The 24,811-nt window shown below is 72.7% G+C and carries 28 protein-coding genes; 16 read left to right on the forward strand and 12 right to left on the reverse strand.

The window, feature by feature from the left end; translation table 11 throughout:
* Nucleotides 1–162: 162 nt before the first annotated feature.
* From AB0J71_RS44895 to AB0J71_RS44915, 5 genes are all read left to right on the forward strand, one after another.
* On the forward strand, nt 163–246 hold the full coding sequence (locus AB0J71_RS44895) for a putative leader peptide (RefSeq protein ID WP_311132608.1): 84 nt from the start codon (nt 163–165) through the stop codon (nt 244–246).
* Nucleotides 247–349: 103 nt separating this feature from the next.
* Nucleotides 350–2,023 (forward strand): nitrite/sulfite reductase, encoded by a 1,674-nt coding sequence (locus AB0J71_RS44900; protein ID WP_352328174.1) that lies wholly within the window; start codon nt 350–352, stop codon nt 2,021–2,023.
* On the forward strand, nt 2,020–2,163 hold the full coding sequence (locus AB0J71_RS44905) for an Insertion element protein (RefSeq protein ID WP_103955276.1): 144 nt from the start codon (nt 2,020–2,022) through the stop codon (nt 2,161–2,163). The genes AB0J71_RS44900 and AB0J71_RS44905 overlap by 4 nt, the downstream gene beginning before the upstream one ends.
* Nucleotides 2,160–2,888: a phosphoadenylyl-sulfate reductase gene (locus tag AB0J71_RS44910; RefSeq protein WP_352328173.1), complete on the forward strand. Its 729-nt coding sequence runs from the start codon at nt 2,160–2,162 to the stop codon at nt 2,886–2,888. Before AB0J71_RS44905 ends, AB0J71_RS44910 begins: the two co-directional genes overlap by 4 nt.
* Entirely contained in the window at nt 2,870–3,652 is a 783-nt protein-coding gene (locus AB0J71_RS44915; protein WP_364420305.1) for a sirohydrochlorin chelatase, read from the forward strand. The genes AB0J71_RS44910 and AB0J71_RS44915 overlap by 19 nt, the downstream gene beginning before the upstream one ends.
* Before the next feature lie 19 nt (nt 3,653–3,671).
* On the opposite strand, the gene AB0J71_RS44920 is transcribed toward AB0J71_RS44915, so the two are convergent.
* From AB0J71_RS44920 to AB0J71_RS44930, 3 genes are all read right to left on the reverse strand, one after another.
* On the reverse strand, nt 3,672–4,361 hold the full coding sequence (locus tag AB0J71_RS44920; RefSeq protein ID WP_364420307.1) for a hypothetical protein: 690 nt from the start codon (nt 4,359–4,361) through the stop codon (nt 3,672–3,674).
* A gap of 2 nt (nt 4,362–4,363) precedes the next feature.
* On the reverse strand, nt 4,364–4,864 hold the full coding sequence (locus AB0J71_RS44925) for a SigE family RNA polymerase sigma factor (RefSeq protein WP_352331324.1): 501 nt from the start codon (nt 4,862–4,864) through the stop codon (nt 4,364–4,366).
* 71 nt (nt 4,865–4,935) lie between these two features.
* Complete coding sequence (locus AB0J71_RS44930) at nt 4,936–5,685, reverse strand: DUF1707 domain-containing protein (protein WP_352331322.1); 750 nt, start codon at nt 5,683–5,685, stop codon at nt 4,936–4,938.
* Between the two features lie 145 nt (nt 5,686–5,830).
* Here AB0J71_RS44930 and AB0J71_RS44935 point away from each other — a divergent pair, with 145 nt between their 5' ends.
* A complete protein-coding gene (locus AB0J71_RS44935; RefSeq protein ID WP_364420309.1) occupies nt 5,831–7,177 on the forward strand; it encodes an ankyrin repeat domain-containing protein in 1,347 nt (448 codons plus the stop codon).
* 87 nt (nt 7,178–7,264) lie between these two features.
* Here the strand turns inward: AB0J71_RS44935 and AB0J71_RS44940 are convergent, their stop codons facing one another.
* The 3 genes from AB0J71_RS44940 to AB0J71_RS44950 form a co-directional block, all read right to left on the reverse strand.
* Nucleotides 7,265–8,035: a SigB/SigF/SigG family RNA polymerase sigma factor gene (locus AB0J71_RS44940; RefSeq protein ID WP_352325697.1), complete on the reverse strand. Its 771-nt coding sequence runs from the start codon at nt 8,033–8,035 to the stop codon at nt 7,265–7,267.
* A gap of 173 nt (nt 8,036–8,208) precedes the next feature.
* The gene (locus AB0J71_RS44945; RefSeq protein ID WP_364420311.1) at nt 8,209–9,099 is read right to left on the reverse strand and encodes a maleylpyruvate isomerase family mycothiol-dependent enzyme; all 891 of its coding nucleotides are present in this window, start codon (nt 9,097–9,099) and stop codon (nt 8,209–8,211) included.
* On the reverse strand, nt 9,099–9,656 hold the full coding sequence (locus AB0J71_RS44950) for a sigma-70 family RNA polymerase sigma factor (RefSeq protein WP_357964903.1): 558 nt from the start codon (nt 9,654–9,656) through the stop codon (nt 9,099–9,101). The genes AB0J71_RS44945 and AB0J71_RS44950 overlap by 1 nt, the downstream gene beginning before the upstream one ends.
* A gap of 151 nt (nt 9,657–9,807) precedes the next feature.
* On the opposite strand from AB0J71_RS44950, the gene AB0J71_RS44955 reads away from it, so the two are divergent.
* Both AB0J71_RS44955 and glgX read left to right on the forward strand, forming a co-directional pair.
* The gene (locus AB0J71_RS44955) at nt 9,808–10,233 is read left to right on the forward strand and encodes an OsmC family protein (protein WP_352325694.1); all 426 of its coding nucleotides are present in this window, start codon (nt 9,808–9,810) and stop codon (nt 10,231–10,233) included.
* Between the two features lie 33 nt (nt 10,234–10,266).
* The gene (gene glgX, locus AB0J71_RS44960) at nt 10,267–12,396 is read left to right on the forward strand and encodes a glycogen debranching protein GlgX (RefSeq protein WP_364420315.1); all 2,130 of its coding nucleotides are present in this window, start codon (nt 10,267–10,269) and stop codon (nt 12,394–12,396) included.
* Nucleotides 12,397–12,424: 28 nt separating this feature from the next.
* Here the strand turns inward: glgX and AB0J71_RS44965 are convergent, their stop codons facing one another.
* Complete coding sequence (locus AB0J71_RS44965; RefSeq protein WP_352325691.1) at nt 12,425–12,826, reverse strand: hypothetical protein; 402 nt, start codon at nt 12,824–12,826, stop codon at nt 12,425–12,427.
* A gap of 132 nt (nt 12,827–12,958) precedes the next feature.
* Between AB0J71_RS44965 and AB0J71_RS44970 the strand changes: the two genes are divergently transcribed.
* The 3 genes from AB0J71_RS44970 to AB0J71_RS44980 are packed head-to-tail and all read left to right on the forward strand — an operon-like array spanning nt 12,959 to nt 15,180.
* Nucleotides 12,959–13,681, forward strand: coding sequence for a pyrimidine reductase family protein (locus AB0J71_RS44970; RefSeq protein WP_352325690.1), 723 nt, complete (start codon nt 12,959–12,961; stop codon nt 13,679–13,681).
* Nucleotides 13,678–14,814 carry an ATP-dependent DNA ligase gene (locus AB0J71_RS44975; RefSeq protein ID WP_352363783.1) on the forward strand — a complete coding sequence of 379 codons (1,137 nt, stop codon included), beginning with the start codon at nt 13,678–13,680 and terminating at the stop codon, nt 14,812–14,814. The genes AB0J71_RS44970 and AB0J71_RS44975 overlap by 4 nt, the downstream gene beginning before the upstream one ends.
* Before the next feature lie 27 nt (nt 14,815–14,841).
* Nucleotides 14,842–15,180, forward strand: coding sequence for a hypothetical protein (locus AB0J71_RS44980; protein ID WP_352325688.1), 339 nt, complete (start codon nt 14,842–14,844; stop codon nt 15,178–15,180).
* Nucleotides 15,181–15,204: 24 nt separating this feature from the next.
* Here AB0J71_RS44980 and pgeF read toward each other — a convergent pair whose 3' ends face one another.
* Together pgeF and AB0J71_RS44990 are read right to left on the reverse strand one after the other, a co-directional pair.
* Nucleotides 15,205–15,912, reverse strand: a complete 708-nt coding sequence (gene pgeF, locus AB0J71_RS44985) for a peptidoglycan editing factor PgeF (RefSeq protein ID WP_352325686.1) — start codon at nt 15,910–15,912, stop codon at nt 15,205–15,207.
* Nucleotides 15,913–15,921: 9 nt separating this feature from the next.
* Nucleotides 15,922–16,596, reverse strand: coding sequence for a GNAT family N-acetyltransferase (locus AB0J71_RS44990; protein ID WP_364420317.1), 675 nt, complete (start codon nt 16,594–16,596; stop codon nt 15,922–15,924).
* Between the two features lie 69 nt (nt 16,597–16,665).
* Here AB0J71_RS44990 and AB0J71_RS44995 point away from each other — a divergent pair, with 69 nt between their 5' ends.
* Both AB0J71_RS44995 and AB0J71_RS45000 read left to right on the forward strand, forming a co-directional pair.
* Nucleotides 16,666–18,099 (forward strand): aldehyde dehydrogenase family protein, encoded by a 1,434-nt coding sequence (locus tag AB0J71_RS44995; RefSeq protein ID WP_352325683.1) that lies wholly within the window; start codon nt 16,666–16,668, stop codon nt 18,097–18,099.
* Between the two features lie 17 nt (nt 18,100–18,116).
* Nucleotides 18,117–19,004, forward strand: a complete 888-nt coding sequence (locus tag AB0J71_RS45000) for a tetratricopeptide repeat protein (protein ID WP_364420318.1) — start codon at nt 18,117–18,119, stop codon at nt 19,002–19,004.
* A gap of 65 nt (nt 19,005–19,069) precedes the next feature.
* On the opposite strand, the gene AB0J71_RS45005 is transcribed toward AB0J71_RS45000, so the two are convergent.
* The gene (locus AB0J71_RS45005) at nt 19,070–19,471 is read right to left on the reverse strand and encodes an RNHCP domain-containing protein (protein ID WP_352325681.1); all 402 of its coding nucleotides are present in this window, start codon (nt 19,469–19,471) and stop codon (nt 19,070–19,072) included.
* Between the two features lies 1 nt (nt 19,472).
* A complete protein-coding gene (locus AB0J71_RS45010; RefSeq protein ID WP_352325680.1) occupies nt 19,473–19,841 on the reverse strand; it encodes an RNHCP domain-containing protein in 369 nt (122 codons plus the stop codon).
* A 321-nt stretch (nt 19,842–20,162) separates the two neighbouring features.
* Between AB0J71_RS45010 and AB0J71_RS45015 the strand changes: the two genes are divergently transcribed.
* Nucleotides 20,163–22,283 carry an acyl-CoA dehydrogenase gene (locus AB0J71_RS45015; protein ID WP_364420320.1) on the forward strand — a complete coding sequence of 707 codons (2,121 nt, stop codon included), beginning with the start codon at nt 20,163–20,165 and terminating at the stop codon, nt 22,281–22,283.
* Here AB0J71_RS45015 and AB0J71_RS45020 read toward each other — a convergent pair.
* Entirely contained in the window at nt 22,243–22,779 is a 537-nt protein-coding gene (locus tag AB0J71_RS45020) for a YceI family protein (protein WP_364420322.1), read from the reverse strand. The two genes, AB0J71_RS45015 and AB0J71_RS45020, sit on opposite strands and share 41 nt — an antisense overlap.
* A 148-nt stretch (nt 22,780–22,927) precedes the next feature.
* Between AB0J71_RS45020 and AB0J71_RS45025 the strand changes: the two genes are divergently transcribed.
* Nucleotides 22,928–24,103, forward strand: coding sequence for a histidine kinase (locus tag AB0J71_RS45025; RefSeq protein WP_364420324.1), 1,176 nt, complete (start codon nt 22,928–22,930; stop codon nt 24,101–24,103).
* Nucleotides 24,100–24,747 carry a response regulator transcription factor gene (locus AB0J71_RS45030; protein WP_364420326.1) on the forward strand — a complete coding sequence of 216 codons (648 nt, stop codon included), beginning with the start codon at nt 24,100–24,102 and terminating at the stop codon, nt 24,745–24,747. Before AB0J71_RS45025 ends, AB0J71_RS45030 begins: the two co-directional genes overlap by 4 nt.
* Nucleotides 24,748–24,811 lie beyond the last annotated feature (64 nt).

Raw genomic sequence — 24,811 nt, forward strand, 5'->3', positions numbered from 1 at the left:
GCGCTACGACAAGCGCGCCTACATCTTCCTCGGCACCGTCACCCTGGCCGCCCTGATTATCTGGCTCCGAACCTGATCCAAGAAACAGCTCCTAGGGGCCCGCGGAGTCCAGACTCTGGACCCCATCTTGGACATCCGGGATCTCCGGAGTATCGTCAAGGTATGCCAGCGGACCCCATGCTCGTCGGTCGACGCCACGTCGACCTTCAGCGTGTCCGCAGTGCCATCTGTTGCGACGCCCGCTAACTCATCTTCTCCACCGCAGAGCGCGTCGCATTCACCTGAACCCCTGCACTCGACGACGAGGCAGGAGGAACGCTGCGCGCGCCCACGAAACGAAGGACGCGCAATGAGCACCCCTGCCAGCCGGCATCACAAGCGCCCGCGCGGCGAGGGCCAATGGGCCCTCGGCTACCGGGAACCCCTGAACAAGAACGAAGAGAACAAGAAGAACGACGACGGGCTCAACGTCCGCCAGCGCATCATCGACGTCTACGCCAAGCGCGGCTTCGACTCCATCGACCCCGCCGACCTGCGCGGCCGGATGCGCTGGTACGGCCTCTACACCCAGCGCAAGCCCGGCATCGACGGCGGCAAGACCGCCGTCCTGGAGCCGGAGGAGCTCGACGACCGCTACTTCATGCTCCGCGTGCGCATCGACGGCGGCCAGCTCGACCTGCGCCAGCTCCGCACGATCGCCGACATCGCCAACGAGTACGCGCGCGGCACGGCCGACCTCACCGACCGGCAGAACATCCAGCTCCACTGGATCGAGATCGAGTCGGTGCCCGACATCTGGGAGCGCCTGGAGGCCGTCGGCCTGTCCACCACCGAGGCGTGCGGCGACACCCCGCGGGTGATCCTGGGCTGCCCGCTGGCCGGCATCGACGCCGAGGAGGTGCTGGACGCCACCGACGACATCCACTCGATCAACCAGCAGTTCATCGGCAACCCCGAGTACTCCAACCTGCCGCGCAAGTTCAAGAGCGCGCTGAGCGGCTGCCCGGCCCACTGCACGGTGCACGAGATCAACGACGTCGCCTTCGTCGGCGTCGTCAACGAGCACGGCGAGGCGGGCTACGACCTGTGGGTCGGCGGCGGCCTGTCCACCAACCCGATGCTGGCCAAGCGCCTCGGCGTCTTCGTCAGCCCCGACCGCGTCGACGACGTGTACGCGGGCGTGATCGGCATCTTCCGCGACTACGGCTACCGCCGGCTGCGGCACAGAGCCCGGCTGAAGTTCCTGGTCAACGACTGGGGCGTGGAGAAGTTCCGCGAGGTGCTGGAGACCGAGTACGTCAAGGAGAGCCTGCCCGACGGCCCGGCGCCCGCCCTGCCGCGCGGCAGCCGCCGCGACCACGTGGGCGTCTATCCGCAGAAGGACGGCAACTTCTACGTGGGCTTCGCGCCCAAGGTGGGCCGCCTCGACGGCGACAAGCTCCACGTGATCGCCGACATCGCCGAGCGGCACGGCTCCGGCCGGGTGCGCACCACCGTCGAGCAGAAGATGGTCGTCCTCGACGTCGCGCCGGACCGGGTGGAGTCCATCGTGGCGGAGCTGGAGGCCAACGACCTGCAGGTCAACCCCTCCACGTTCCGCCGCCAGACGATGGCCTGCACCGGCATCGAGTACTGCAAGCTCGCCATCGTCGAGACCAAGGCCACCGCCGCGCACCTGATCGACGAGCTGGAGCGGCGGCTGCCCGACTTCGAGCAGCCGCTCACCATCAACGTCAACGGCTGCCCCAACTCCTGCGCCCGCATCCAGGTCGCCGACATCGGCCTGAAGGGCCAGCTCGTCGTGGACGAGAACGGCGACCAGGTCGAGGGCTACCAGATCCACCTGGGCGGCTCGCTCGGCGTGAACTCCGGCTTCGGCCGCAAGGTGCGCGGCCTGAAGACCACCGCCAAGGCCCTGCCCGACTACGTCGAGCGCGTGGTGCGCAACTACGACGCCCAGAAGAAGGAAGGCGAGTCCTTCGCCGACTGGGTGCAGCGCGCGGACGAGGCGGACCTGAAATGACCACGCGAGCGGTCCCCTTCCACTGCCCGTACTGCGGTGACGAGGACCTGGAGCCCTACGAGGGGGACGGCGGCTGGTACTGCCGCGCCTGCGCCCGCGCCTTCAAGCTGAAGTTTCTCGGAATCGGAGTGAAGATATGACGCTCGTCGACATCGAGGTGGGTTTGCGAGATCAGCGTGGCACGCTCGACCTGCAGGACATCGTCGAGTCCGCCGCCACGTTCCTTGAGGGCGCCCCGGCCCGGGAGATCATCCGGTGGGCCGCGGCGACGTTCGGCGACCGGTTGTGCCTGACGTCCTCCATGAGCGACGCCTTGCTCATCGACCTGGTGAGCCGCGTCAAACCGGGCGTGGACGTGCTGTTCATCGACACCGGCTACCACTTCGCCGAGACGATCGGCACCCGTGACGCCGTGCGGCAGGTCTATGACGTCAACGTGATCGACATCAAGCCGTCCAGGACGGTCCAGGAGCAGGATCGCGACCTCGGGCCGCGCCTGTTCGGCCGCAACCCCGACCTGTGCTGCTACCTGCGCAAGGTCGAGCCGCTCAACCGGGCGCTGGAGCCGTACCTGGCGTGGATCTCCGGCATCCGCCGGGACGAGTCGTCCAGCCGTACGGACACCAGGGTCGTCGAGTGGGACGCCAAGCGCCAGATGGTGAAGGTCAACCCGATCGCCGCCTGGACGCAGGAGGACGTCGACAACTACATCGCCGACAACGGCGTGCTGATCAACCCCCTGCACTACGACAACTACCCCTCGATCGGCTGCGCGCCGTGCACGCGCCAGGTCGCCGAGGGCGAGGACCCGCGCAGCGGCCGCTGGGCGGGGCTGGGGAAGGTCGAATGCGGCATTCACCTGTGATCCCCGGCAGGGGCCGCGTCCCGTTGGCAGGCGGGCCGGCCCCCGGGCGCGTGCCACTGGTGGCGGTCGCGCACGGGTCGCGTGACCCGCGTGCCGCCGCCACCGTGGCCGCGCTGCTGGACCGCGTGCGCCTGGCGCGTCCCGACGTGCCGGTGCGGGTGGCCTACCTCGACCACTGCGCGCCCACGCTGGGGCAGGCGCTCGACGGGCTGAGCGAGGCCGTGGTGCTGCCGCTGCTGCTCACCGAGGCCTACCACAGCCGGGTCGACCTGCCGGCCGCGCTCAACGAGGCCCGCGCGCGCGATCCGCGCCTGCGGGTCCGCTACGGCACGACGCTCGGGCCGCACCCGCTGCTGCTGCCGGCGCTGGAGCGGCGGCTGGCCGAGGCGGGCGTGCCGGCCGGCGACCCCGAGACGGCGGTCGTGCTGGTCTCGGCCGGGTCGAGCGACGCCAGGGCCAACGAGGTGATCGCGGGCATGGCCCGCGCCTGGCGGCGCGCCGGCTGGTGGACGGTGACCGCGGCCTACGCCTCGGCCGCCGGCCCGACGCCGGGGGAGGCCGTCGCGCGGCTTCGCGCCGCGGGCGCGCCGCGCGTGGCCGTCGCCCCCTACCTGCTGGCTCCCGGCTTCTTCGCCGACCGGATCCGCCGGGCCACCGCCCCAGCCGTCTGCGCCGACGTGCTCGGCCCGGCGCCCGAGCTGGTGGACGTGCTGCTGGAGCGGTACGAGGCGGCCCTGCGCGAGCGCCTGCCCGTGGCCGGCTGAGCCCCCCAGCAGCGGGCTCTCAGCAGCGGGCCATGATCGCGCCGGTCCTCGGATCAACGCTGACCACGTTGGGCCGGCACGACCGGGTGCGGGCGTCGGCCAGGATCAGCCGCCACTCGGCGGGGTAGGAGGCGGTCCAGGCCAGCAGCTCGTCGGCGCCCTCGGCGGTCATCGTGCCGGTGCCCGCGTCCGCGGCCTTCACCACGGCGGCGCTCAGCTCGTTGACGCCGTCGCGGGCCTCGGCGTCGCCGAACCAGCCGGGCGGCTGCCGGACCGTGGGCCCGCACGCGCCGGTGGCGACCAGCTCGCCGTTGAGCCAGATCAGCCCGTAGCTGCCCGGCGGGCAGGTGAGGGCGAAGGACACCTTCCCGGCCTTCGACTCGAAGGTGAACGTCTCCCGCCTGCCGCCCTGGGAGTAACCGTGGAAGAGCGGCGGCCTGGGCCGGGCGCGCGTCGGCGCCGGCTGGGCCAGGGCTCCGGCCCACACGTCCCCGGCGGCGGGGGTGGACCCGGGAACGGGCCGGGCGTCCACGGTGAGCACCGTGACGGCCGTGACCGTCAGGGCCGCCGCCGCCACCGAGGCCGCCGCCCGGCCCCGGCGCCGCCGGATGCGGCGGACGCGGGCGTCCACGTCGGCCAGCCGCACCCCGCCCGGGGGCGCGTCGGCGCTGTCGTGTTCGAGCAGGTCACGCAGTCGCTGTTCGGTCATCGTCAGCTTCCCGTCTCCGCCGCGGCCCTGGCCGCGGGGTCGAGCCGCAGCTTGGCCAGCGCGCGGCTGGCCTGGCTGCGAACGGTGGGCACCGAACAGCCCACGATCTGGGCTATGGCCTCGTCGGGCAGGTCCTCGAAGTACCGCAGCACGACCACGGCCCGCTGCTTGGCCGGGAGCGCGGCCAGGGCGGCCCTGAGCGCGTCCCGGGTGCCGATCCCGGCCGTGTCGTCCTGGTCCTGGGGGCGGTCCGGGAGCTCGCCCGTGGCCACCTCGCCCCGCCAGCGCCGCCGCCACCAGGAGGCGTGCGTGTTGGTCAGGATGCGGTAGACGTACGGGTCGGGGTTCGCGCCGACCCGCCGCCAGGCCAGCCAGGCCCTGGCCAGCGCGGTCTGCGTCAGGTCCTCCGCCGTGGCCCAGTCGCGGCACAGCAGGTACGCCGTCCTGAGCAGGCGGGCCGAGCGCTGCTCGACGTAGCGCTCGAAGTCGGCACGATCCCGCATCGAGGGGTCCTCACTGTCCGGTGATGTTCACCGATCACTACGCCGAAGACCCCCGCCCGCGTTGCACGGCCTCAGTAACCCCGGCGGTCGCGGCGGTCGCGGCGCTCTCGCTCCAGGGCGCGGTGCTCGTCGCGGATCTGCCGGCCGACCTCGCGGGCGTCGTCGCGCATCTGGCGGCCGACCTCGCGCCAGTCGTCGCCGTGCAGCGCCCGCCAGTGCTCCCGCCAGGCGGCCAGGCCGCGCTTGACCGGCTGGGCGCGGGAGTCGCCGAGCACCTTGACGTCGCCCATCACGGCGTAGGCGCGCACCCGGATCACCGGCACGTTCATGCCGGGGGCCGCCTCCAGCACGTCGACCTTCTTGTCGCCCATCACGGCGACGCCGTCGAGGTCGACGTTCACGCCGTCGGGCACGATGATCTTGACGTCGCCCATCACGGACACCGCCGTGACGTCGACCACGTCCGTGCGCACCTCGGCCTCGCGCAGGTCGAGCAGCACGTCGCCCATGACGGCGACCGCGCCGAGCTCCTGGTCGATGCGCCAGGTGCCGCGCCGCTTGGTGTCGCCCATGATGCCGACGAACCAGCGCCGCTTGCCGCCCTCGCGGGCCGGGGCCGGCGCGGGCACGGGCCCTGCGCCCACGGGCAGGTCCTGGGTGAGCAGGGCGAGCTCGGCGTGCGTGGTCGCGGTGTAGGCGGCCTCGGTACGGTCGGTCAGCTCGGCGAGCGTGAGCCTGCCCTCGACCGAGGCGACACGCAGCTGTTCCACGACGGCCTCGCGCTCGGCGTCCGACGCGCGCACCTCACCCGGATCTGTCATAGACGCAACATATCGCGTCTTGGGGCGGTTGGGACTCCTCCCCTGGGAGGAACATCCGTACACCCTTGGATGGGTCCAAAAGCCCCGAGGCCGCCCCTCAGCGTGCTCCGGCGACCGGGGGCCGGGAAGACGCTAGGGTCCTGTCATGCATGAGGAACAGCTCTATCGCGCGGCGTTGAACGGCGAGACCGAGACCGTGGGCAAGCTGCTCACCGGCGGCGCCGACCCCAACAAGGCCAGCGAGGGCGAGGAGGCCGGGCTGCCGCTCTGCGCGGCCGCCGCCTGGGACCGCGTCGAGGTCGCCGAGGCGCTGCTGGCGGCCGGGGCCGACGTCAACGGCCGCGAGGCCGGCGGCTGGACGGCGTTGCTCTGGGCCGCCGCCAACGGCCACGCCGCGACCGCGGGCGTGCTGATCGAGGCCGGGGCCGAGGTCGACGCGGCCAACGACGACGGCGACACGCCGCTCACGCTGGCGGCCAGGCGCGGGGCGCTGGGCGTGGTCCAGACGCTGCTGGAGGCGGGCGCCGACCACGAGAAGTTCGACGGCGACGGCGACAGCCCGCTCGACATCGCGGCCGACTGGGTGGGCGTGCACCTGGAGTCCGCGCTGCTCGACCAGATCGCCCAGGAGGGCTGGGAGTACGTCGTGGGCCGCCAGTACGCCAAGGACGGCACCGAGCTGGTCACCGTGGCCGGCCGCTCCCCCGACGGCTCGCAGACCGAGCAGGTGCAGGCCCAGCGGGGCCACGCCGCCGTGGCGACCCTCCTGGAGGACGCGGCGGGCGTCTACACGCCGGTCGACCAGCTCGTCGCCAGGGCCGTCGCCCACCGCGACGTCGACGAGGACGCCGAGACCTGGTGGATCGTGGCCGACTCGCTCGGCCGGCGGGCCGACGACGAGACGTACGAGGCCCTGTCCCGGCTGTGCGTGAGCGAGGACGCGCGCGAGCGGGAGTTCGGGGTCGACGCGATCGCCCAGTTCGGGTTCGCCGACGGCGAGAAGCCCTATCTCGACCGCACGCTCGCGCTGCTGCAGAAGATGGTGACCACCGAGGGCAACCCGCAGGTGCTGCGCTCGGTGCTGGCCGCGCTCGGCCACCAGGGCGACCCGCGCGCGCTGCCCGCCGTGCTCGACATCATCGGCCGGCCGGGCCACAAGCGCACGATGACGGACGCCATCGCGCTGGCCGACGTCCTGCCCGCCGACCACGAGGAGGGCCTGTCGCTGCTCATCGAGATGTCCCGGGACGAGGAGGCCGAGATCCGCGACTGGGCCACGGCCGGGCTGGCCGGGCTGTCGGCGGACACGCCCCGCATCCGGGAGGCGCTGGCCGACCGGCTGGCCGACGCCGACCTGCGAACGGTGGCCGAGGCGGCGCGGGGGCTCGCGGCGCGCGGCGACGAGCGGGCCGAGCAGGGCGTCAGGCGGGTGCTGGAGGAGAGCGACGACGACTACGCCAGAGACCTCGTCACGGGGATCGGCGGGGAGTGACCCTGTCGCCCCCGGCGGCCGCCCGCTGGGCGGGGTCGCCGGGGGCCCGGGTTCTGGCCCTGGAGCAGGGGCCGCCCGCCCACCCGGTCAGTCCGACAGGGCGGTGCGGAGCTGGTTCAGCACGGCGCGCAGGATGCGGGAGACGTGCATCTGCGAGATGCCGAACTCGGCGGCGATCTCCGACTGGGTCATGTTGCCGTAGAAGCGCATCAGCAGGATGTTGCGCTCCCGCGACGGCAGGGCGTCGATGAGCGGCTTGACCGAGTACTTGCCGAGCAGCGTGTCCAGCGACTCGTCCTGCGAGGGCAGGAAGTCGCCGAGGTCGGCGCCGTCGTTGTCGCCGCCGACGGGGGCGTCCAGCGACAGGGCGCTGTAGGCGGTCGAGGCGTCCAGGGTGAGCAGGACGTCCTCCTCGCTGATGTTCATGTGCGCGGCGAGCTCGGAGACGGTGGGCGAGTGGCCGAGCGTCTGGGTGAGGTCGGCCGTGGCCTTGTTGAGCTCCAGCCGGCGCTCCTGGTAGACGCGCGGCACCTTGACGGCCCAGGTGCGGTCGCGGAAGTGCCGCTTGACCTCGCCGACCATCGTGATCATGGCGTAGCCGCGGAACTCGTGGCCGAGCTCGGGGTCGAAGCCGTTGATGGCCTTCATCAGGCCGACGTACGCGGCCTGGCGCAGGTCCTCCATCGGCTCGCGCTGGTGGCGGTAGCGACGGGTGACCTCGGTGACGAGGGAGTCGTACATGGTGACGACGCGCTCACGGATGCGGGCCTTGTGCTCGTCCGAGGCTTCCGGCCTGTTCATCTCAGCCAGAAGCTGTTCGGCGGTCATTTCGTCGAGTGCGATATCCAGGACGGCCATCTGAGTTGCTCCATATGCCCGAAGGCGGCCCCGTCCATGGAAAAAGCCCAGGCAGAGGCACGCCACGTTTCTACGTGAGTGAAGCCCTCTGCTGGACTTCGGATCAAAGGATTCCCTATGGATCCCGATTTATCACCCTATATTAGGTCACAGATCGATCACAGCTTACCCGCTCACGGTCCCGACAGGGCGGGAGCCGTGGTCAGGACGTCGCGGGCCAGCGCGAGGTCGCCCGTCAGCTCGGCGGGAAAGGCGTCCGGCTCGCCCCGGCCGCCCAGCAGGAAGCAGAACGCGACCACGTCCGCGGTCAGGTGGGCGTCCGGCGTGCCCGGGACGGTGTCGGCGACGCCGAGCGGGATCAGCCAGTCGCCGCCGCCCGCGCCGGTGAGGGTGAGGCGCAGGGTGCGGCCGGAGCCGTCCAGGCCGGACAGGAGCATCGTCCAGGGCAGCAGGCGGGCGCACAGGTCGGCCGTGGGGCGGATGTGCTCGGGCACGGGGTCGGGCAGGCGGATCCCGGCCGTCGTGGCGGCGTCGGCGGTGTGCACCCACGTCTCCAGGCTCCTGGCCAGGACGTGGTCGCGCACGACCGTCTCCATGCCGTCCACCGTGGCCGGCGTGGCCGGGTCGAGGCCGCCCAGGTGGCGGCAGAGGGCGTCGGCCTGGGCCCGCCAGTCGCGCCTGGTCTGCTCGGGGCTGCGGGCCCGCTCGTACGCCTGCACGTCCGCCGTGCGGCCGGCCGCGTCCCGGGCGGCCAGCGGCGGGCCCAGGACGGGCGCGCCGACGGAGGCGGCCAGCAGGCCGTCCTTGGCGGCCAGGTGGGCCACCAGCTCCTGGAGCGTCCAGCCCTCGACGATGACGCGCGCCCAGTCGTCGTCCACGGCCGAGGCCAGCAGCGCGTCCATGGCGGCGACGCGGCCGGCGTACGGCAGCGCCCAGCCGGCGGTCGGCGCCGCGGGGCGGCGGCGGGCCCTGGCCCCGGCCAGGAGCTGCGGGCGCAGGGAACGGACCGGCACCACCGGGTCCTCCAGCAACGCGTCCAGATACAGGCGCTCGACAGGATCCATCACACTTCTTCCTCCGCCAGCGCGTCGGCCAGGCGCCGCAGCGCCAGCCGGATGCGCGACTTGGCCGTGCCCTCGGGCACGCCCAGCTCCTCGCTCACCTGCCGGTACGTCCGGCCGCCGAAGTAGGCCAGCTCCACCGGCCGGCGCAGCCCCTCGGGCAACGACGTCACCGCCTGCCGCACGCGCTCGGCCTCCTCGGCGGCCAGCACGGCCTCCTCCAGCCTGGCGGGCTCGCGCTCGAACAGCCGCGGCCCGAGCGCGGAGACCCGGCGGCGCTCCTCGGCGCGCACGTGGTCGACCGCGCGGCGGTGGGCGATCGTGGCCAGCCAGGCGCGCAGCGTGCCGCGTCCGGGGTCGTAGGCCAGCGGGCGCTCCCAGAACACCAGGAACACCTCCTGCGTGATGTCCTCGGCGATCACGCGGTCCCTGGTGACCCGTAAGGAGAGCCCGAAGATCAGTGCGGACAGCCGATCGTAGACCTCCCCCAGCGCCGACTCGTCGCCGCCGACCACCCGCTGGTGCAGCAGGCGGTCGTCGTACGGTGCCTCCACTGGCACCACACTCCCGTGGTCCGGACCAAGGCGGGCGGGTGCGCCGCGACCCGAGCATGTCATCATTCGCCGGAAATGTTGAGGCGGACGCCCCCCGCCCCCGGTCCCGCGGCCCCGCGATAGTGTCGAACGGACGACGACCGGAGGGATCACCCGCATGGCCACCACGCGCACCGCCACCACGCACTGGAAGGGCGCCCTGCTCGACGGCTCGGGCACCGTCTCGCTCGACACCTCGGGCGTGGGCACGTTCGAGGTCTCCTGGCCCTCCAGGGCCGAGGCCGCGGGCGGCCGCACCTCCCCCGAGGAGCTCATCGCCGCCGCCCACTCCTCCTGCTTCTCCATGGCCCTGTCGCACGCCCTGGCCGGGGCGGGCACGCCGCCGGAGTCGCTGCGCACGAGCGCGGACGTGACGTTCCAGCCGGGCGAGGGCATCACGGGCATCGTGCTCACCGTGCAGGGGCACGTTCCGGGCATCTCGGCCGAGCAGTTCCAGGAGGCCGCCGCGACCGCCAAGGCGAACTGCCCGGTCAGCAAGGCGTTGGCCGGCACCACGATCACCCTGAAAGCCGAACTCCTCTAACAGGAACGCTTTCGCGTGCGACAATTGGGTCACATGCGCGAGGTCTGGCCGGGCGAACCCTATCCACTCGGCGGCACCTGGGACGGCGTCGGCACCAGCTTTGCCGTGTTCTCCGAGGTCGCCGAGCGGGTCGAGCTGTGCCTTTTTCACGATGACGACAGCGAGGAGCGGGTGCCGCTCCCGGAGGTCGACGGCTTCGTCTGGCACGGCTACCTGCCGGGGATCCAGCCGGGCCAGCGGTACGGCTATCGCGTCCACGGGCCGTACGAGCCGTCGCAGGGGCGTCGCTGCGACCCCTCCAAGCTGCTGCTCGACCCCTACGCCAAGGCCATCGACGGGGAGCTGACCTGGAACGAGGCGCTGTTCCCCTACTACTTCACCGATCCGTCGGTGCGCAACAGGGAGGACAGCGCCCCGTACATGCCGAAGAACGTGGTGATCAACCCGTTCTTCGAGTGGGGCAACGACCGGCCGCCGCGCATCCCGTACCACGAGACGGTGATCTACGAGGCGCACGTGCGGGGGCTGACCATGCGCCACCCGGGCGTGCCGCAGGACCTGCGCGGCACGTACGCCGGGGTCGGGCACCCGGCGATCATCGAGCACCTGCTGTCCATCGGCGTGACGGCGGTCGAGCTCATGCCGGTACACCACTACGTGCCCGAGCACTTCCTGGTGGCCCGGGGGCTGACCAACTACTGGGGCTACAACACGATGGCCTACCTGGCCCCCCACGGCCGCTACTCCGGCTCGGGCACCCGCGGCCAGCAGGTGCTGGAGTTCAAGGCGATGGTCCGGGCGATGCACGAGGCGGGCATCGAGGTCATCCTCGACGTGGTCTACAACCACACCGCCGAGGGCGACCACATGGGCCCCACGCTGGGCTTCCGGGGCATCGACAACGTCAACTACTACCGCCTGCACGACGGCGACCGGCGCTACTACCTCGACTACACCGGGTGCGGCAACTCGCTCAACGTGCGCTCGCCGCACGCGCTGCAGCTCATCATGGACTCGCTGCGCTACTGGGTGCTGGAGATGCACGTCGACGGCTTCCGCTTCGACCTGGCCTCGGCCCTGGCCAGGGAGCTGCACGACGTCGACCGGCTGAGCGCGTTCTTCGACCTCATCCAGCAGGACCCGGTGATCTCGCAGGTGAAGCTGATCGCCGAGCCCTGGGACGTGGGGCCGGGCGGCTACCAGGTCGGCAACTTCCCGCCGCTCTGGACGGAGTGGAACGGCAAGTACCGCGACACCGTGCGCGACTTCTGGCGGGGCACGAACTCCGCGCTCCCCGAGTTCGCCTCCCGCCTGACCGGCTCGGCCGACCTGTACGAGTCCTCCGGCCGCCGCCCGGTGGCCTCGATCAACTTCGTCACCTGCCACGACGGCTTCACCCTGACCGACCTGGTCTCCTACGACCACAAGCACAACGAGGCCAACGCCGAGGAGAACCGCGACGGCACCAACGACAACCGCTCCTGGAACTGCGGCGCCGAGGGCCCGGTGGAGGACCCGGACATCGTCGCCCTGCGCCGCCGCCAGCGCCGCAACTTCCTGACCACGCTGTTCCTGTCGCAGGGCGTGCCGATGCTCTCCCACGGCGACGAGATCGGCCGCACCCAGCGGGGCAACAACAACGCCTACTGCCAGGACAACGAGCTGGCCTGGATCGACTGGTCGATGCTGCACGCCGAGTCCGACCTGCTGGAGTTCGTCAAGACGTTGTCGAAGCTGCGCCGCGAGCACCCGGTCTTCCAGCGCCGCCGCTTCTTCCACGGCCGCCACCCCGACAACGGCAAGCGCGACCTGGTCTGGCTCACCCCGGGCGGCAAGGAGATGACGGCCGGCGACTGGCACACCGGCTACGCCAAGTCGCTGATGGTCTACCTCAACGGCGAGGCCATCACCGAGCCCGGCCCGCGCGGCGAGCGGATCGTGGACGACTCCTTCCTCCTGCTCATCAACGCCCACCACGAGAACCTGTCGTTCACGCTGCCGGGGCCGGAGTTCGGGGCCGAGTGGCTGCCGGTGCTCGACACCTGTCACGACGTGGTGGAGGAGGCGTTCGGCGACGAGCGGTGGCGGGCGGGCGACCTGGTGGCGGTGACCGGCCGGTCGTTCCAGGTCCTGCGGCTGCCCAGGGAGCCGCAGACGCCCTAGCTCCATCGACCACCCAGCCGCCGGTTCGTCAGAACACGCGGGCGATGCCGGCCGTGACGAGGAGCAGGGCGAACGTGGCCACCCCCGCCACGCCGTGCAGGGCCACGGCGAGCACCGGGAAGCCGGTGGCCCGGCGCTGGTGGCGTCCGCCGCCGAGCCAGCGGGTGAACATCGTGAAGCCCAGCAGGGCGGCCACGGTGAGCCCGCAGAGGGCGAGCCAGGCCAGCGGGGCGCGGCCGGTCAGCAGGTAGGCCACCCAGCAGGCCAGCGACGCGGCCGCGAGCGCCGGATGGGACAGCAGCAGCGTCACCGGGAAGCGGGTGACCTTGGCCTCCTGGCGGCGCAGGCCGCCGGCCGAGAGCCAGCGCCACAGCAGGTAGACCCCGATCAGTGCGGCGATCGTCCATGTGACGGCGGTGAGCAGGCCCATGTCCCCTCCCGGCGAGTCCCTGCCGCCACCGTACGCAGACTCCGGGCCTTTCGTCCTTCAGTTACTCAAAAGTGCCGTCAGCCGCAAAACCCCTGGGGACGGTTTGTCGGTGGGGTGTGCCAAGGTAGAGGAGTGCGGCGCATCTATCCCGACTTTCAAGACAATCCGGACATCCCCGAGGCGTACGCCTACCCCGAGGGGCGGCCCTGGCTGCGGCTCAACATGGTGTCCAGCGCCGATGGCGCGGCGTGGCTGCAGGGGCGCTCGGGCGGGCTGTCGAGCAGGGGCGACAAGCGCATCTTCGCCGTCCTGCGCGGCTTGTCCGACGTGATCGTCGCGGGCGCGGCGACCGTCCGCACCGAGGGCTACGGCCCGGTCAAGCCGCGCGCCTCCTGGTCCTCGATCCGGGCCGGGCGTCCCGACGTGCCGCCGATCGCGGTGATCACCCGCAGCCTCGACCTCGACCTCGACGGCGAGCTGTTCACCGACGCGACCAACCCGACGATCGTGATCACCTGCGAGTCCGCGCCCGCCGAGCGCCGCAAGCTGGCCGGCCGGCGGTCCGACCTGATCATCGCCGGCGACGACGGCGTCGACATGCGGCTGGCCGTGCGCGAGCTGCACGAGCGCGGCCTGACGCGCGTCCTGTGCGAGGGCGGCCCGCGCATCAACGCGCAGCTGTCGGCCGACGACCTGATCGACGAGTTGTGCCTGTCGGTGAGTCCCATGCTGGTCGCGGGCGGCGCGGCCCGCATACTGAACGGCGTGGCCGCGCAGGTCCCGCTTGACCTCCGCCAGGTCCTGGAAGAGGAGGGGGTCCTCTTCTGCAGATACACGAGGGAGCAGAGCCCATGACCGAGCAGCCCGTCGAAGAGCCGGAGCCGGTGCCCAACCTCCCGGTCCGGCCGCCCGTGCCGCCGATGCTGGCCAAGCCGGTCAAGGCCATGCCCAAGCAGGACGGCACCCTGTTCTACGAGCCCAAGTGGGACGGCTTCCGCTGCATCGTGTTCAGGGACGGCGACGAGGTCTACCTCGGCAGCCGCAACGAGCGTCCGTTCACCCGGTACTTCCCCGAGCTGGTCGAGGCGGTCAAGGCCGAGCTGCCCGGCAAGGTGGTGATCGACGGCGAGATCGTGCTGCCCCGGGGGGCGCAGCTCGACTTCGACGCCCTCCAGCAGCGCATCCATCCGGCCGCCTCGCGGGTCAAGCTGCTCTCGGAGCAGACGCCGGCCCAGTTCATCGCCTTCGACCTGCTGGCCGTGGGCGACGAGTCGCTGATGGAGGAGCCGTTCTCCGAGCGGCGTCGGCGGCTGGAGGAGTTGTTCCCGCACCAGGGCGGGTCCGTCCGGCTGACCCCGGTCACCACCGCCGACGAGCAGGCGCGCGAATGGTTCGACGCCTTCGAGGGCGCGGGGCTCGACGGCATCATCGTCAAGCCGGGCGACCAGCCGTACGTGCCCGACAAGCGCACGATGTTCAAGGTCAAGCACGAGCGCACGGCCGACGTCGTGATCTGCGGCTACCGCGAGCACAAGACCGGCCCCATCGTCGGCTCGCTGCTGCTCGGCCTCTACGGCGACGACGGCCGGCTGCACCACGTGGGCGTGGCGGCCTCGTTCCCCATGGCGCGCAGGGCCGAGCTGGTGGAGGAGCTCAAGCCGTACCTGGCGGAGCTGAGCGAGCACCCGTGGGGCCACTGGGCCGAGCAGGCCACGGCCAACGCCGGGCAGCCGGCGGCCGGGCCCGCGACCGGCGGGCAGCGGGTGCCGGGGGCGGTGTCGCGGTGGAATGCCAAGAAGGACCTGTCGTTCATCCCGCTCCGGCCCGAGCTGGTGATCGAGGTGGCCTACGACCAGATGGAGGGCGACCGGTTCCGGCACACGGCGCACTTCCGGCGGTGGCGCCCTGACCGCACGCCCGAGTCGTGCACGTACGAGCAGCTGGAACGGCCAGTCAGCTACGACCTCGACGACATCCTCGCCCGTTAGGGGGCAAAGCGGTCTAGGCTCTCCCCTATGACCACCGGTGATGAGCTCAAGGCGGCCGTGTCCGCGCGACGCGACCTCGGCCCCGACTTCGAGGACGCGCTGGTGGAGTCGTTCCTCGACAAGGTGGGCCAGGAGGTCGACCGGCGGGTCGACGAGCGCCTGGCCGGCGCGGCGCCGCGGGCCAAGGCGCCCGCCAGGGGGTCGGACGGGCAGCGGCTGGCGCTGGCGATCGTCTCGCTCTCCCTGGGCACGCTCTCCACGGTCGCGCTCGCCTTCGCGGGCGGCGGGCGGGCGATGGCGCTGATCCCGATCTGGGTCGGGATCATCATCGTGAACGTCGTCTTCAACGGCTCCCGCGAGAAGTAGCCCCGCCGCGGGCGGGCTTGCGGGTCAGGTCAGCCAGATGAGGCCGGCGAAGCGGCCGCCGGGCTGTTCGCGGCGGTGGGAGTAGAGCTCGGCGGACTCGATGGTGCAGCGCGCGTCGTGCCGCACGTCGGCGACGCCCGCCGCCCTGAGCTGGGACTCGATCCCGGCCCGCAGGTCGAGCGCCGGGGTCCCCCACGACGTCGTGGACCACGTCGGCGGCACCTTCGAGGCGACCTGCTCACGCAGCTCCGCGGGCACCTCGTAGCAGCGGCCGCAGGCGCCGGGGCCGATCAGCGCGACCATCCGGCCCGGCCGGGCGCCCTTGGCCGCCATGGCCTCGACCAGGGCGGTGGCCACGCCCGCCTCGGTGCCGGGACGTCCGGAGTGGGCGGCGCCGACCATGCGCGCCTCGGGGTCGGCCACCAGCACGGCCGGGCAGTCGGCGCCCAGCGAGGCCAGCGCCAGGCGCGGCTCGGTGGTGAACACGCCGTCGAGCGGCGGCGGGTCGTCGCCGAACGGCTCGCTCACGTACGCGACCTCGGCGCTGTGGACCTGGCGCATGTAGACGACGGCGCGCACGCCCAGCTCGGCCGCCAGGCCCTCGCGGTTGGCCCGTACGGCCGCCGGGTCGTCGCCGACCATGCCGCCGAGGTTGCGCGAGCCGTACGGCGGGGCGCTGACCCCTCCGTGGCGGTCGGTGACGACGGCGTGCACTCCGGGGGCCAGCAGCATGCCCCGATCCTAGCCGGGTTGCGGCGAGAAGCCGGGCCGCGGTGAGGAGCCGGGTTGCGGCGAGAAGCCGGGTTGAGGGGAGAAGCCGGGTTGCGGCGAGAGGCCGGGCTGGGGAGAGGAGCCGGGGCCGCCCGGGGAGGAGCCGTGCAGGATGGTGCCGGGCGGGCGGCCGAGCTCCAGGTACATGTTCACCTCGTCGAAGCGCCATTCGCCCACCTCGACCACGTTCGGCAGCCGCCCCCACTCGCGGAACCCGAGGCTCTGGTACAGCGCGATCGCGCCGTGGTTGTTGCCGCGCGCCCGCAGTGTGAGCGTCTCGATGCCGGCGGCGCGGGCGTCGTCCGCCAGGCCGGACACCACCACCCGGCCCAGGCCGAGCCCGCGCGCCTGCGGGTGGGCCATGACCTTGCCGATCTCGCCGGAGTGCCGGAAGACCGCCTCCTGGCCGCGCCGCCACAGGCCCATGGCCTGCACCGTGCCGTCGACCGTGGCCAGGGCGAGCCGCCCCTCGCCCGTCCTGGCCATCGCGAGCGTGGCCTCCACCCAGGGGTCGGTCTCGTCCCTGGTGGGCGGCGCGAGGTAGCCGACCGCGCCTCCCAGTTCGACGACGGCGTGCAGCACGCGGTGGACGGCGGCGAGCAGGGGCTCGTCGGCGGTTTCCGGCCAGGTCAGGTCGATTTTCACGGAAGACCATTATGCCCCGATCCGCCCGGGACTGGCCTGCTCGTAGCAAGCAAGCATATGCTTGGGCGCGTGCCTGACTACCGCAATCTCATCGGCGGCGAGCTGGTCCCCGCGGACCGGACGATGGACACCGTCAACCCCGCCACGGGCGAGGCGTGGGCCCGGATCCCGGCCAGTGGCGCACGCGAGGCCGAGGCCGCCGTCGCGGCGGCGCGGGCGGCCTTCCCCGCCTGGTCGGCCATGCCCGCGCTGGGCCGGGCGCACTTCCTGCGCAAGGTGTCGGAGCTGTTCGCCCGGCACGCCGAGGAACTGGCCCGGCTGGAGACCCGCGACAACGGCCGCATCCTGCGCGACACGCTCAAGAAGGACCTGCCGGGCATGGCCCACCTGTGGCAGCTGGCCGCCGGGCAGTGCCTGGAGGCGGTCAAGGGCGACACCGTCCTGCTCGGGCCCGACACGCTCGGGCTGACGCGGCGCGAGCCGTACGGGGTGGCGGTCTGCATCATCCCCTGGAACTCCCCCATCTCCACCTTCTCCGCCAAGGCGGCCTACGCCCTGGCCGCCGGGAACACGGTGATCGTCAAGCCGGCCGAGCAGGCCGGTGCGTCGGTGCTGCGGCTGGGCGAGCTGCTGGCCGAGGTGTTCCCGCCCGGCGTGCTGAACATCGTCAGCGGGCTCGGCGAGGAGGTCGGCGACGCGCTCGTCCGGCACCGGGACGTCGGCAAGATCAGCCTCACCGGCTCCACGGCCACCGGCCAGGCCATCACCCGGGCCTCGGCGGACGCGCTGAAGCCGCTGACGTTCGAGCTGGGCGGCAAGTCGCCCAACATCGTCTTCCCCGACGCCGACCTGGACGCCGCCGCGCAGGGCGTCACCGTGAACTCCGTCTACACCGGCAACGCCGGGCAGGTGTGCGTGGCCGGCTCGCGCATCCTCGTCCACCGGTCGATCTGGGACGACCTGCTCGGGCGGATCAGGCGCATCTGCGCCGGTCTGGTCCTGGACGACCCCCTCGACCTGGCCACGACCATGGGCCCGATCGTGTCGGCCGGGCAGTTCGAGCGGGTGCGCTCGTACCTGGAGACGGCCGAGAAGGAGGGGGCCGAACTGGTCTTCGGCGGGCGGTCGGGGGCCGAGGTGGTGCCCGGCCTGCCGGGCGGCTACTGGGTGGCGCCCACGCTCTACACGACCGAGGACAACGGCCTGCGCATCTGCCAGGAGGAGATCTTCGGGCCGGTGGCGGTGGCCATCCCGTTCGAGAGCGACGAGCAGGCGCTGGAGATCGCCAACGACTCGCCGTACGGGCTGGCGGCCGGGGTGTGGACGCGGGACCTCGGGCGGGCGCACCGGTTCGTGCGGGATCTGCAGAGCGGCACCGTGTGGGTGAACACCTACCGCCAGATGCCGCCGGGCCTGCCGTTCGGCGGCGTGAAGGACAGCGGGTACGGCCACGATTCCGTGCTGGAGTACACCAGGGAAAAGGCAGCCATCATCCAGATTTAGTTAGATAGATTCCCTCCATGAGCGAGGGGATCAACGACCAGTCCGAGCTGACCGAGCTGTCCGAGGCAGCCGCCCAGTCGCGCGCGTCCGTGCTGCGCAGCCGAGCCGAATCGTACATCGCGCTGTCGCGGCACGAGGCCGCTATCACCGATCTGACCGAGTCGATAACGCTGGTCCCGGACAACGCCCGGGCCTGGCGGCTGCGCGGCGAGAGCCATCGGGTCATCGAGCGGTACGAGGCCGCCCTGGCCGACTTCGACGAGTCGTTGAGACTGGAACCCGACAGCGCGTACGCGCTGGGCTCGCGCGGGCAGGCGTACGCGGCGCTCGGCCGGCTGGAGGAGGCGATGGACGACTTCGACCACGCGCTCACCCTCGCCCCCGAGTCCCTGTGGATCCTGGAGGCCAAGGCCGACGCCCTGGTGGACATGGACCGGCTGGACGAGGCCCTGGACGAGCACGCCAAGATCATCGCGTTGAACGAGGAGCTGGCGTACTCGTGGGTGGCGCGCGGTGACCTGTACCAGCGCATGCACCTCTACAGCGAGGCCATCGCCGACTACACCAGGGCCCTGGAGGCCGACCCCGACCACGTGCGGGCGCTCAGCCGGCGCGGCGAGGCGCTGCGCATGATCGACCGCTACCAGGAGGCGCTGGGCGACCTGAACCGCGCGGTCGAGCTCGACCCCGACAACGACCGCGCGTTCGGCAGCCGGGGCGCGGTGCTGAGCGAGATGGGCGACAACGAGGCCGCGCTGCGCGACCTGGACCGGGCCATCGAGCTGGACCCCGAGTACATCTGGGCCTACCGGGTGCGCGGCGAGATCTTCCAGGAGATGGAGCGGCATGAGGAGGCGGTGAGCGACTTCACGCTGGCGCTGCGCCTGGAGTTCGGCGACGACTAGGCCGTCGCGAGGGGCGGGCCGCCCCGGGGGGCGGCCCGCCGTTGGGCACTTGAATGCGCCTGTCGTCAGAGCGCCAGCAGGGCGTTCACCGGCAGGCGGCTGTCGGACAGCGGCCGTACGGCGATGCGCAGCAGGGCCAGCGCGTTGTCGTCGCCGGCGATGCGGTTGGCGCTGAGCCCGCCGCACGCCTGGCAGTGGTGGATGATCAGCCACTCCCCGTCCGTCCTGACGGTGACGCTCAGCGCCGCCATCGGGCCCCGGCAGCCCGCCCGCCGGTCCCCCGGGATCCGGTGGTCGACGTGCAGGCTGGTCAGGCAGTGCGGGCAGTGGTTGCGGTGCGCCGTGCCCGGCGCGTCCATCGGTACGTCCAGCCGGCAGCCGACGCAGCGGAACGCGTCGCCGCGCTCGCCACGTTGCACCGCCTTGGGCTGTTGCGGCCTGGCCCGGCCAGGGTTCCTCCTGGGCATGTCACAGGTCGCCGAACGCTTCGAGCGGGAACGGCGGCTGCGCGAGCGGGCGTACGGCCATGCGCATGAGGATGAGCTGGTTGTCGTCCCCGCAGATCGGGTTGGACGTCAGCTCGCCGCAGCGCGAGCAGCGATGGATGATCATCCAGTCGCCGGTGCGGAGGACCGCGATGGAGATCGGGTTCATCCGCGACCTGCACTCCGACGGGCCGCCCTCGACCCGGTCGAGAACGTGCAACGAGTGCAGGCAGCTCGGGCAGTGGTTGCGGCGGACGCCGCCGGGCGCGTACGCGGCGACGGTCAGGCCGCAGCGGACGCAGGCGAAGGTGTCGGTGCTGATGATGGAACGAGGTTTGCCGTTGGCAGACAACCTGGGTTCTCCTTGCCGGATTTGTCGTGAAAAAAGGCAGCAAGGGAGCGCCGAGCGGGCCTCACAGGCACGCTGGTGTCACAGGCGGTCCGGGCCCACTGAGGCCAGGGCTTCAGATACTCGTCCTCAGGCTCTGGAACACAGGGGAGGCGGGCACACCCGTGACACGGAGAGGCGCGCTGGGCGCCGTGCCGGGCATCAACCCACCTCCAAAAATCGCACCGGACGGGACGGTTGCCAGGGTAATCACCCCCGACGGTCGCGCGCCAACGGTTTTTCCGGGCCCTGGAGATCGACCGAATATCGTTCTAGTGTTCGTCCATGGGGATCGGGCTGACCGAGGAACACCGGGCGCTGGCGCACTCCGTGCGGGGGCTGGCGGGGCGTACCGTCGAGCACCTGGCGCTGGCCGGGCAGGGGCTGCTGGGCCTGCACCTGCCGGAGGAGCACGGCGGGCAGGGGTACGGGCTGGTCGAGCTGTGCGTGGCGCTGGAGGTGCTGGGCGAGCTGCGGGTGGCGGGGCCGTACCTGCCGGTCGTGCTGGCCTCGGCGGCGCTCGCCCGGTCCGGGAGACCCGCGCCCGGCCTGCTGCGCGGGCTGGCCGACGGGTCGCTGACGGCGGCCGTCGCGCTCGGGCCGCTCGCCCTCGGGGCGGCCGGGGCCGACCTGTTCCTCGTGCCGCACGGTGACGGGTGGGCGCTGCTCGACCGGGCCGGCGTGCGTGCCGAGCCCGCCGAGGGCGTCGATCTGGACCGGGAGCTGTGCGCGGTCACGCCCGTCATGGGCCGCGACGTCCCGCCGGAGCGTCTGCTGGGGCCGGTGCCGGTGCGGGAGCTGGCCGTGGTGCTGCTCGGCGCGGACGCGTGCGGCACCGCCGCCTGGGCGGTCGGCACGGCCGCCGCCCACGCCAAGGTACGCGAGCAGTTCGGCCGCCCGATCGGCCAGTTCCAGGGCGTCAAGCACCGGGTGGCGGCCGCCCTGGTGGCCCTGGAGCAGGCCCGCGCCGCCGTCTGGGACGCCGCCCGCGCCTTGGACACTCCGCCCACTGACAGACCGGGCACGTCCGGCTCTCCCGGCGCGTCCGACTCGCCCGGCGCGCCTTCCGGGCCCGGCGCGTCCAACGGGTTCGGCGGGTCCGGCGGGCTCCGGGACGATGTGCGGCTGGCCGTCGGGGTGGCGGCCGTGCTGGGGCCGGACGCGGCGGTGCGCTGCGCGGCCGACGCCATCCAGGTGCTCGGCGGCATCGGCTACACCTTCGAGCACGACGCCCACCGCCACTACCGCCGCGCCCTGTCCGGCCGCATGCTCGCCGGCGACCCGGGGCCGTGGGCCGAGCAGGTCGCCGAGCTGGCCCTGGCGGGCGTCCGCCGCGCGATGGAGCCCGATCTGCCCGAGGAGTCCGTGCCGCTCAGCGAGGCGATCAGGGCGGAGGCCGAGTCGTTGCGGCGCGAGGAGCCGCTCGCCCGGCTGGGCCGGTTCGCGCGGGAGGGCTGGATCATGCCCTACCTGCCCAGGCCGTGGGGACGCGCGGCCACGCCGCCGGAACAGGTGATCATCCACCAGGAGTTCCGCGACCTCAGGCGTCCCAACCTGGGGATCGCCGCCTGGGCGGTGCCGTCCATCGTCACGTACGGCACCCCCGAGCAGCAGGAGCGTTTCCTGCCCAGGACGTTCACCGGCGAGCTCGTGTGGTGCCAGCTGTTCAGCGAGCCGGGCGCCGGGTCCGACCTGGCCGCTCTGTCCACCAGGGCCGTCCGCGTGGCGGGCGGCTGGTCGCTGACCGGCCAGAAGATCTGGACGTCCCTCGCCCAGTACGCCCACTGGGGCATCTGCCTGGCCCGCACCTCCCCCGGCAGACCCAAGCACGAGGGGATCACGTACTTCCTGGTGGACATGTCCGCCCCCGGCGTCACGGTCAGGCCGCTCAAGGAGATCAACGGGGACGAGATCTTCAACGAGGTCTTCCTCGACGACGTCTTCGTCCCGGACGATCTGGTGGTGGGCGAGGTGGACGGCGGCTGGCGGGTGGCCCGCGACACGCTCTCCCACGAGCGCGTCGCGCTCGGCGACTCCTGGGGCCCGGGCTCCCGGCACACCGACATGGTCCGGCTGATCGGGACCCTGCCGCCGCTGCGGCAGTCGCAACGCGAGCAGGCGGGCCGCCTGTGGGCCGAGGGCCAGGCGATCTCGGCGCTCGGGCTGCGCGTGACGCTGTCCAGGCTGGCCGGGGCCGACCCGGGGCCCGCCTCCAGCGTGCGCAAGCTGCTCGGCATGCGGCACGCGCAGGAGGTCTCGGAGTTCTGCTGGTCGCTGGCGCCGTCCGACCGCCACTGGAACCGCATGATCATGACCACCCGGGCCTTCACCATCGGCGGCGGCACCACCGAGGTGCAGCTCAACATCATCGCCGAGCGCGCGCTGGGGCTTCCGCGCGATCCGTGACGCCCGCCCGCACGCACCTGACCTCGGCCGACATCGCCAGGTGACGGGCGGCGATCCCGGGCATGGCGGTCACCCCGAAGGCGGTGCGGTCCACGCGGGCGGCGACCACGACGGTGAAGCCGTTCGCGGTCACGTCGCAGCGCTCGACGGTGAGGGTGAACGGGCGCTCGACGCCGGTCACGGTGAGCGTCCCGGTCAGCGTGCCGTCGGCGGCGGGGCCGCCGGCGAAGGTGATGACGGGGTGGCCGGCGGCGTCGAGGAAGCGGGCGGAGCGCACGGTCTCGTCGCGCCGGCGGTTGCCGGTGTGGAAGCCGGCGGCGTCGATCTCCACGCGCACGCGGGAGTCGGCGAGCGGTTCTGCGACGTCCACGGTGCCGCCCCTGACGTCGAAGGTGCCGCGGACGCGGGCGAGGCCGTACAGGTGCCGGGTGGTGAAGCGGATCGCGGAGTTCTCGGTGTCGATCTCGTAGCGGCCCAGCGGGGGGAGGTTCGTCATGGGTCCATTGCACGGCGGCGGGGTGGCCGTGCGGCAGAGCGGGCCGTCGGGGGTGGGGGCGACGATCGGCGGGAGCGCATGCGACTTTCGTATGGTTTCCCACTTACCCGATATTTACGACATACGGGGATGTCGTAGCGTTTGCGGCATGGGTGCAGGGGCGTGTCGCCGTTCCCTCGTGCTGGACGTGGGCATCGCGGGCGGCTTCGCGCTGCTGGACACCGGCTCGACGCTGCTCGGCCTGTCGTGGTGGCCCGAGCGTCCGGGTCCGCTCGCCTGGGCGCTGCTGGCGGTCCAGGCGGCCGCCTGCCTGTCGCTGGTGGCCCGCCGCCGGGCGCCGCTGACGGTCCTGGCCGTGCTGGGGACGTACACGCTGGTGGTGACGTTGCTCATCTCGCCGGTCGGGCTGCTGGTCCCGGCCGGGCAGGGGAACGTGTGGGCGCCGTTCGCGACCATCGCTGCGGCCTACGGACCGCTCTACGACCGCAGGGACCGGCGGATCGCCGTCGCCGCGCTGGCCGCGTACACGATGGTGATCGCGCGGGTGTGGGACCCGTCGGCAGGGGTGCTCATCGACGGGGTGCTGCGCACGGCCGTCGGCCCGCTGCTCGCGCTCTACCTCGACGGGCGGCGGCGGGTGCTCAGGATGCTGGTCGAACGCGCCGAGCGGGCCGAACGCGAGCGGCACCTGCTGGCCGAGCAGGCCCGCGCCGAGGAGCGCGCCCGGCTGGCCGGCGAGATGCACGACGTCGTCACCCACCGGGTGAGCCTCATGGTGCTGCAGGCCGGCGCGCTGCGGGTCACCGCGGCCGACGAGCACACCCGGCAGACCGCCGAGGAGCTGCGGGCCGCGGGCTGCCAGGTGCTCGACGAGCTGCGGGACCTGATCGGCGTCCTGCGCACCGCGCCGGAGCCGGACGTGCCGCCGACCGCGGCCGACTTCGCCGCGCTGGTCGCCGAGTCCGCCTCCGTGGGCACCCCGGCCGAGCTGGTCGAGGAGGGCGACCGGGCGCTGGCCTCGCCGGTGGTGGGGCGCACGGCGTACCGGATCGTGCGCGAGGCGCTGACCAACGTGCGCAAGCACGCGCCGGGCGCGCGGGTGCAGGTGCGGATCGAGTACGGCCAGGCGCGGGTACGGCTCACGGTGCGCAACACGCCGCCGACCGGCCTGCCCGGCGGCCCCCTGGCCGGCACCGGCTCCGGCCTCGGCATCGCGGACCTGCGACGGCGGGTCGAGGTCGTGCACGGCACGCTGCGCGCCGGGCCGGCCCCCGACGGCGGGTTCACCGTCGAGGCCGTTCTCCCGGCGTACGTGGCGACATGATCAGGGTCGTGGTCGTGGACGACGAGCCGATGGTCTGCCGCTTCCTGCGCACCATCCTCGGCTCGGCGCCCGACATCGAGGTCGTGGACGAGGCCCACGACGGCGCCGCCGGCGTCGAGGCGGTCGTGCGCAGCCGTCCGGACGTGGTGCTCATGGACCTGCGCATGCCCCGCGTGGACGGGCTCACCGCGATCGAACGCCTGGCCGAGCTGCCCCGGCCGCCGGTCGTCGTGGTGCTGACGACGTTCGACGCCGACGAGTACGTGCTGCGCGCACTGCGCGCGGGCGCGGCCGGCTTCCTGGTCAAGTCCACGCCGCCGGAGGATCTGATCGGACTCGTCCGGGTGGCCGCCGAGGGGCACACCGTGCTGTCGCCGATCGCCGCCCGCAGGCTGGTGGCGGCCTCGGCCGCGGCGGACCCGGCCCGCGCCCGCGCCCGCGAGCTGCTGGAGTCGCTGACGGAACGCGAGCGCGAGGTGCTGACCTGCCTCGGCGAGGGGCTGTCGAACGCGCGCATCGCCGCCCGCCTCCACCTGGCCGAACCCACCATCAAGGGGTACGTGTCGCGCCTGCTGGACAAGCTGGGCTGCCGCAACCGCACCCAGGCGGGCCTCATCGCACACGACGCGGGCCTGACCCGGTAGGCGCCACGGGCGGAGGGTTTGGCGGAGGGTTTGGCGGAGGGTCTGGCGACGGGTTTGGCGGCGG

Origin of the sequence: Nonomuraea sp. NPDC049637 (assembly GCF_040675235.1) — a bacterium.
Taxonomy (GTDB): domain Bacteria; phylum Actinomycetota; class Actinomycetes; order Streptosporangiales; family Streptosporangiaceae; genus Nonomuraea.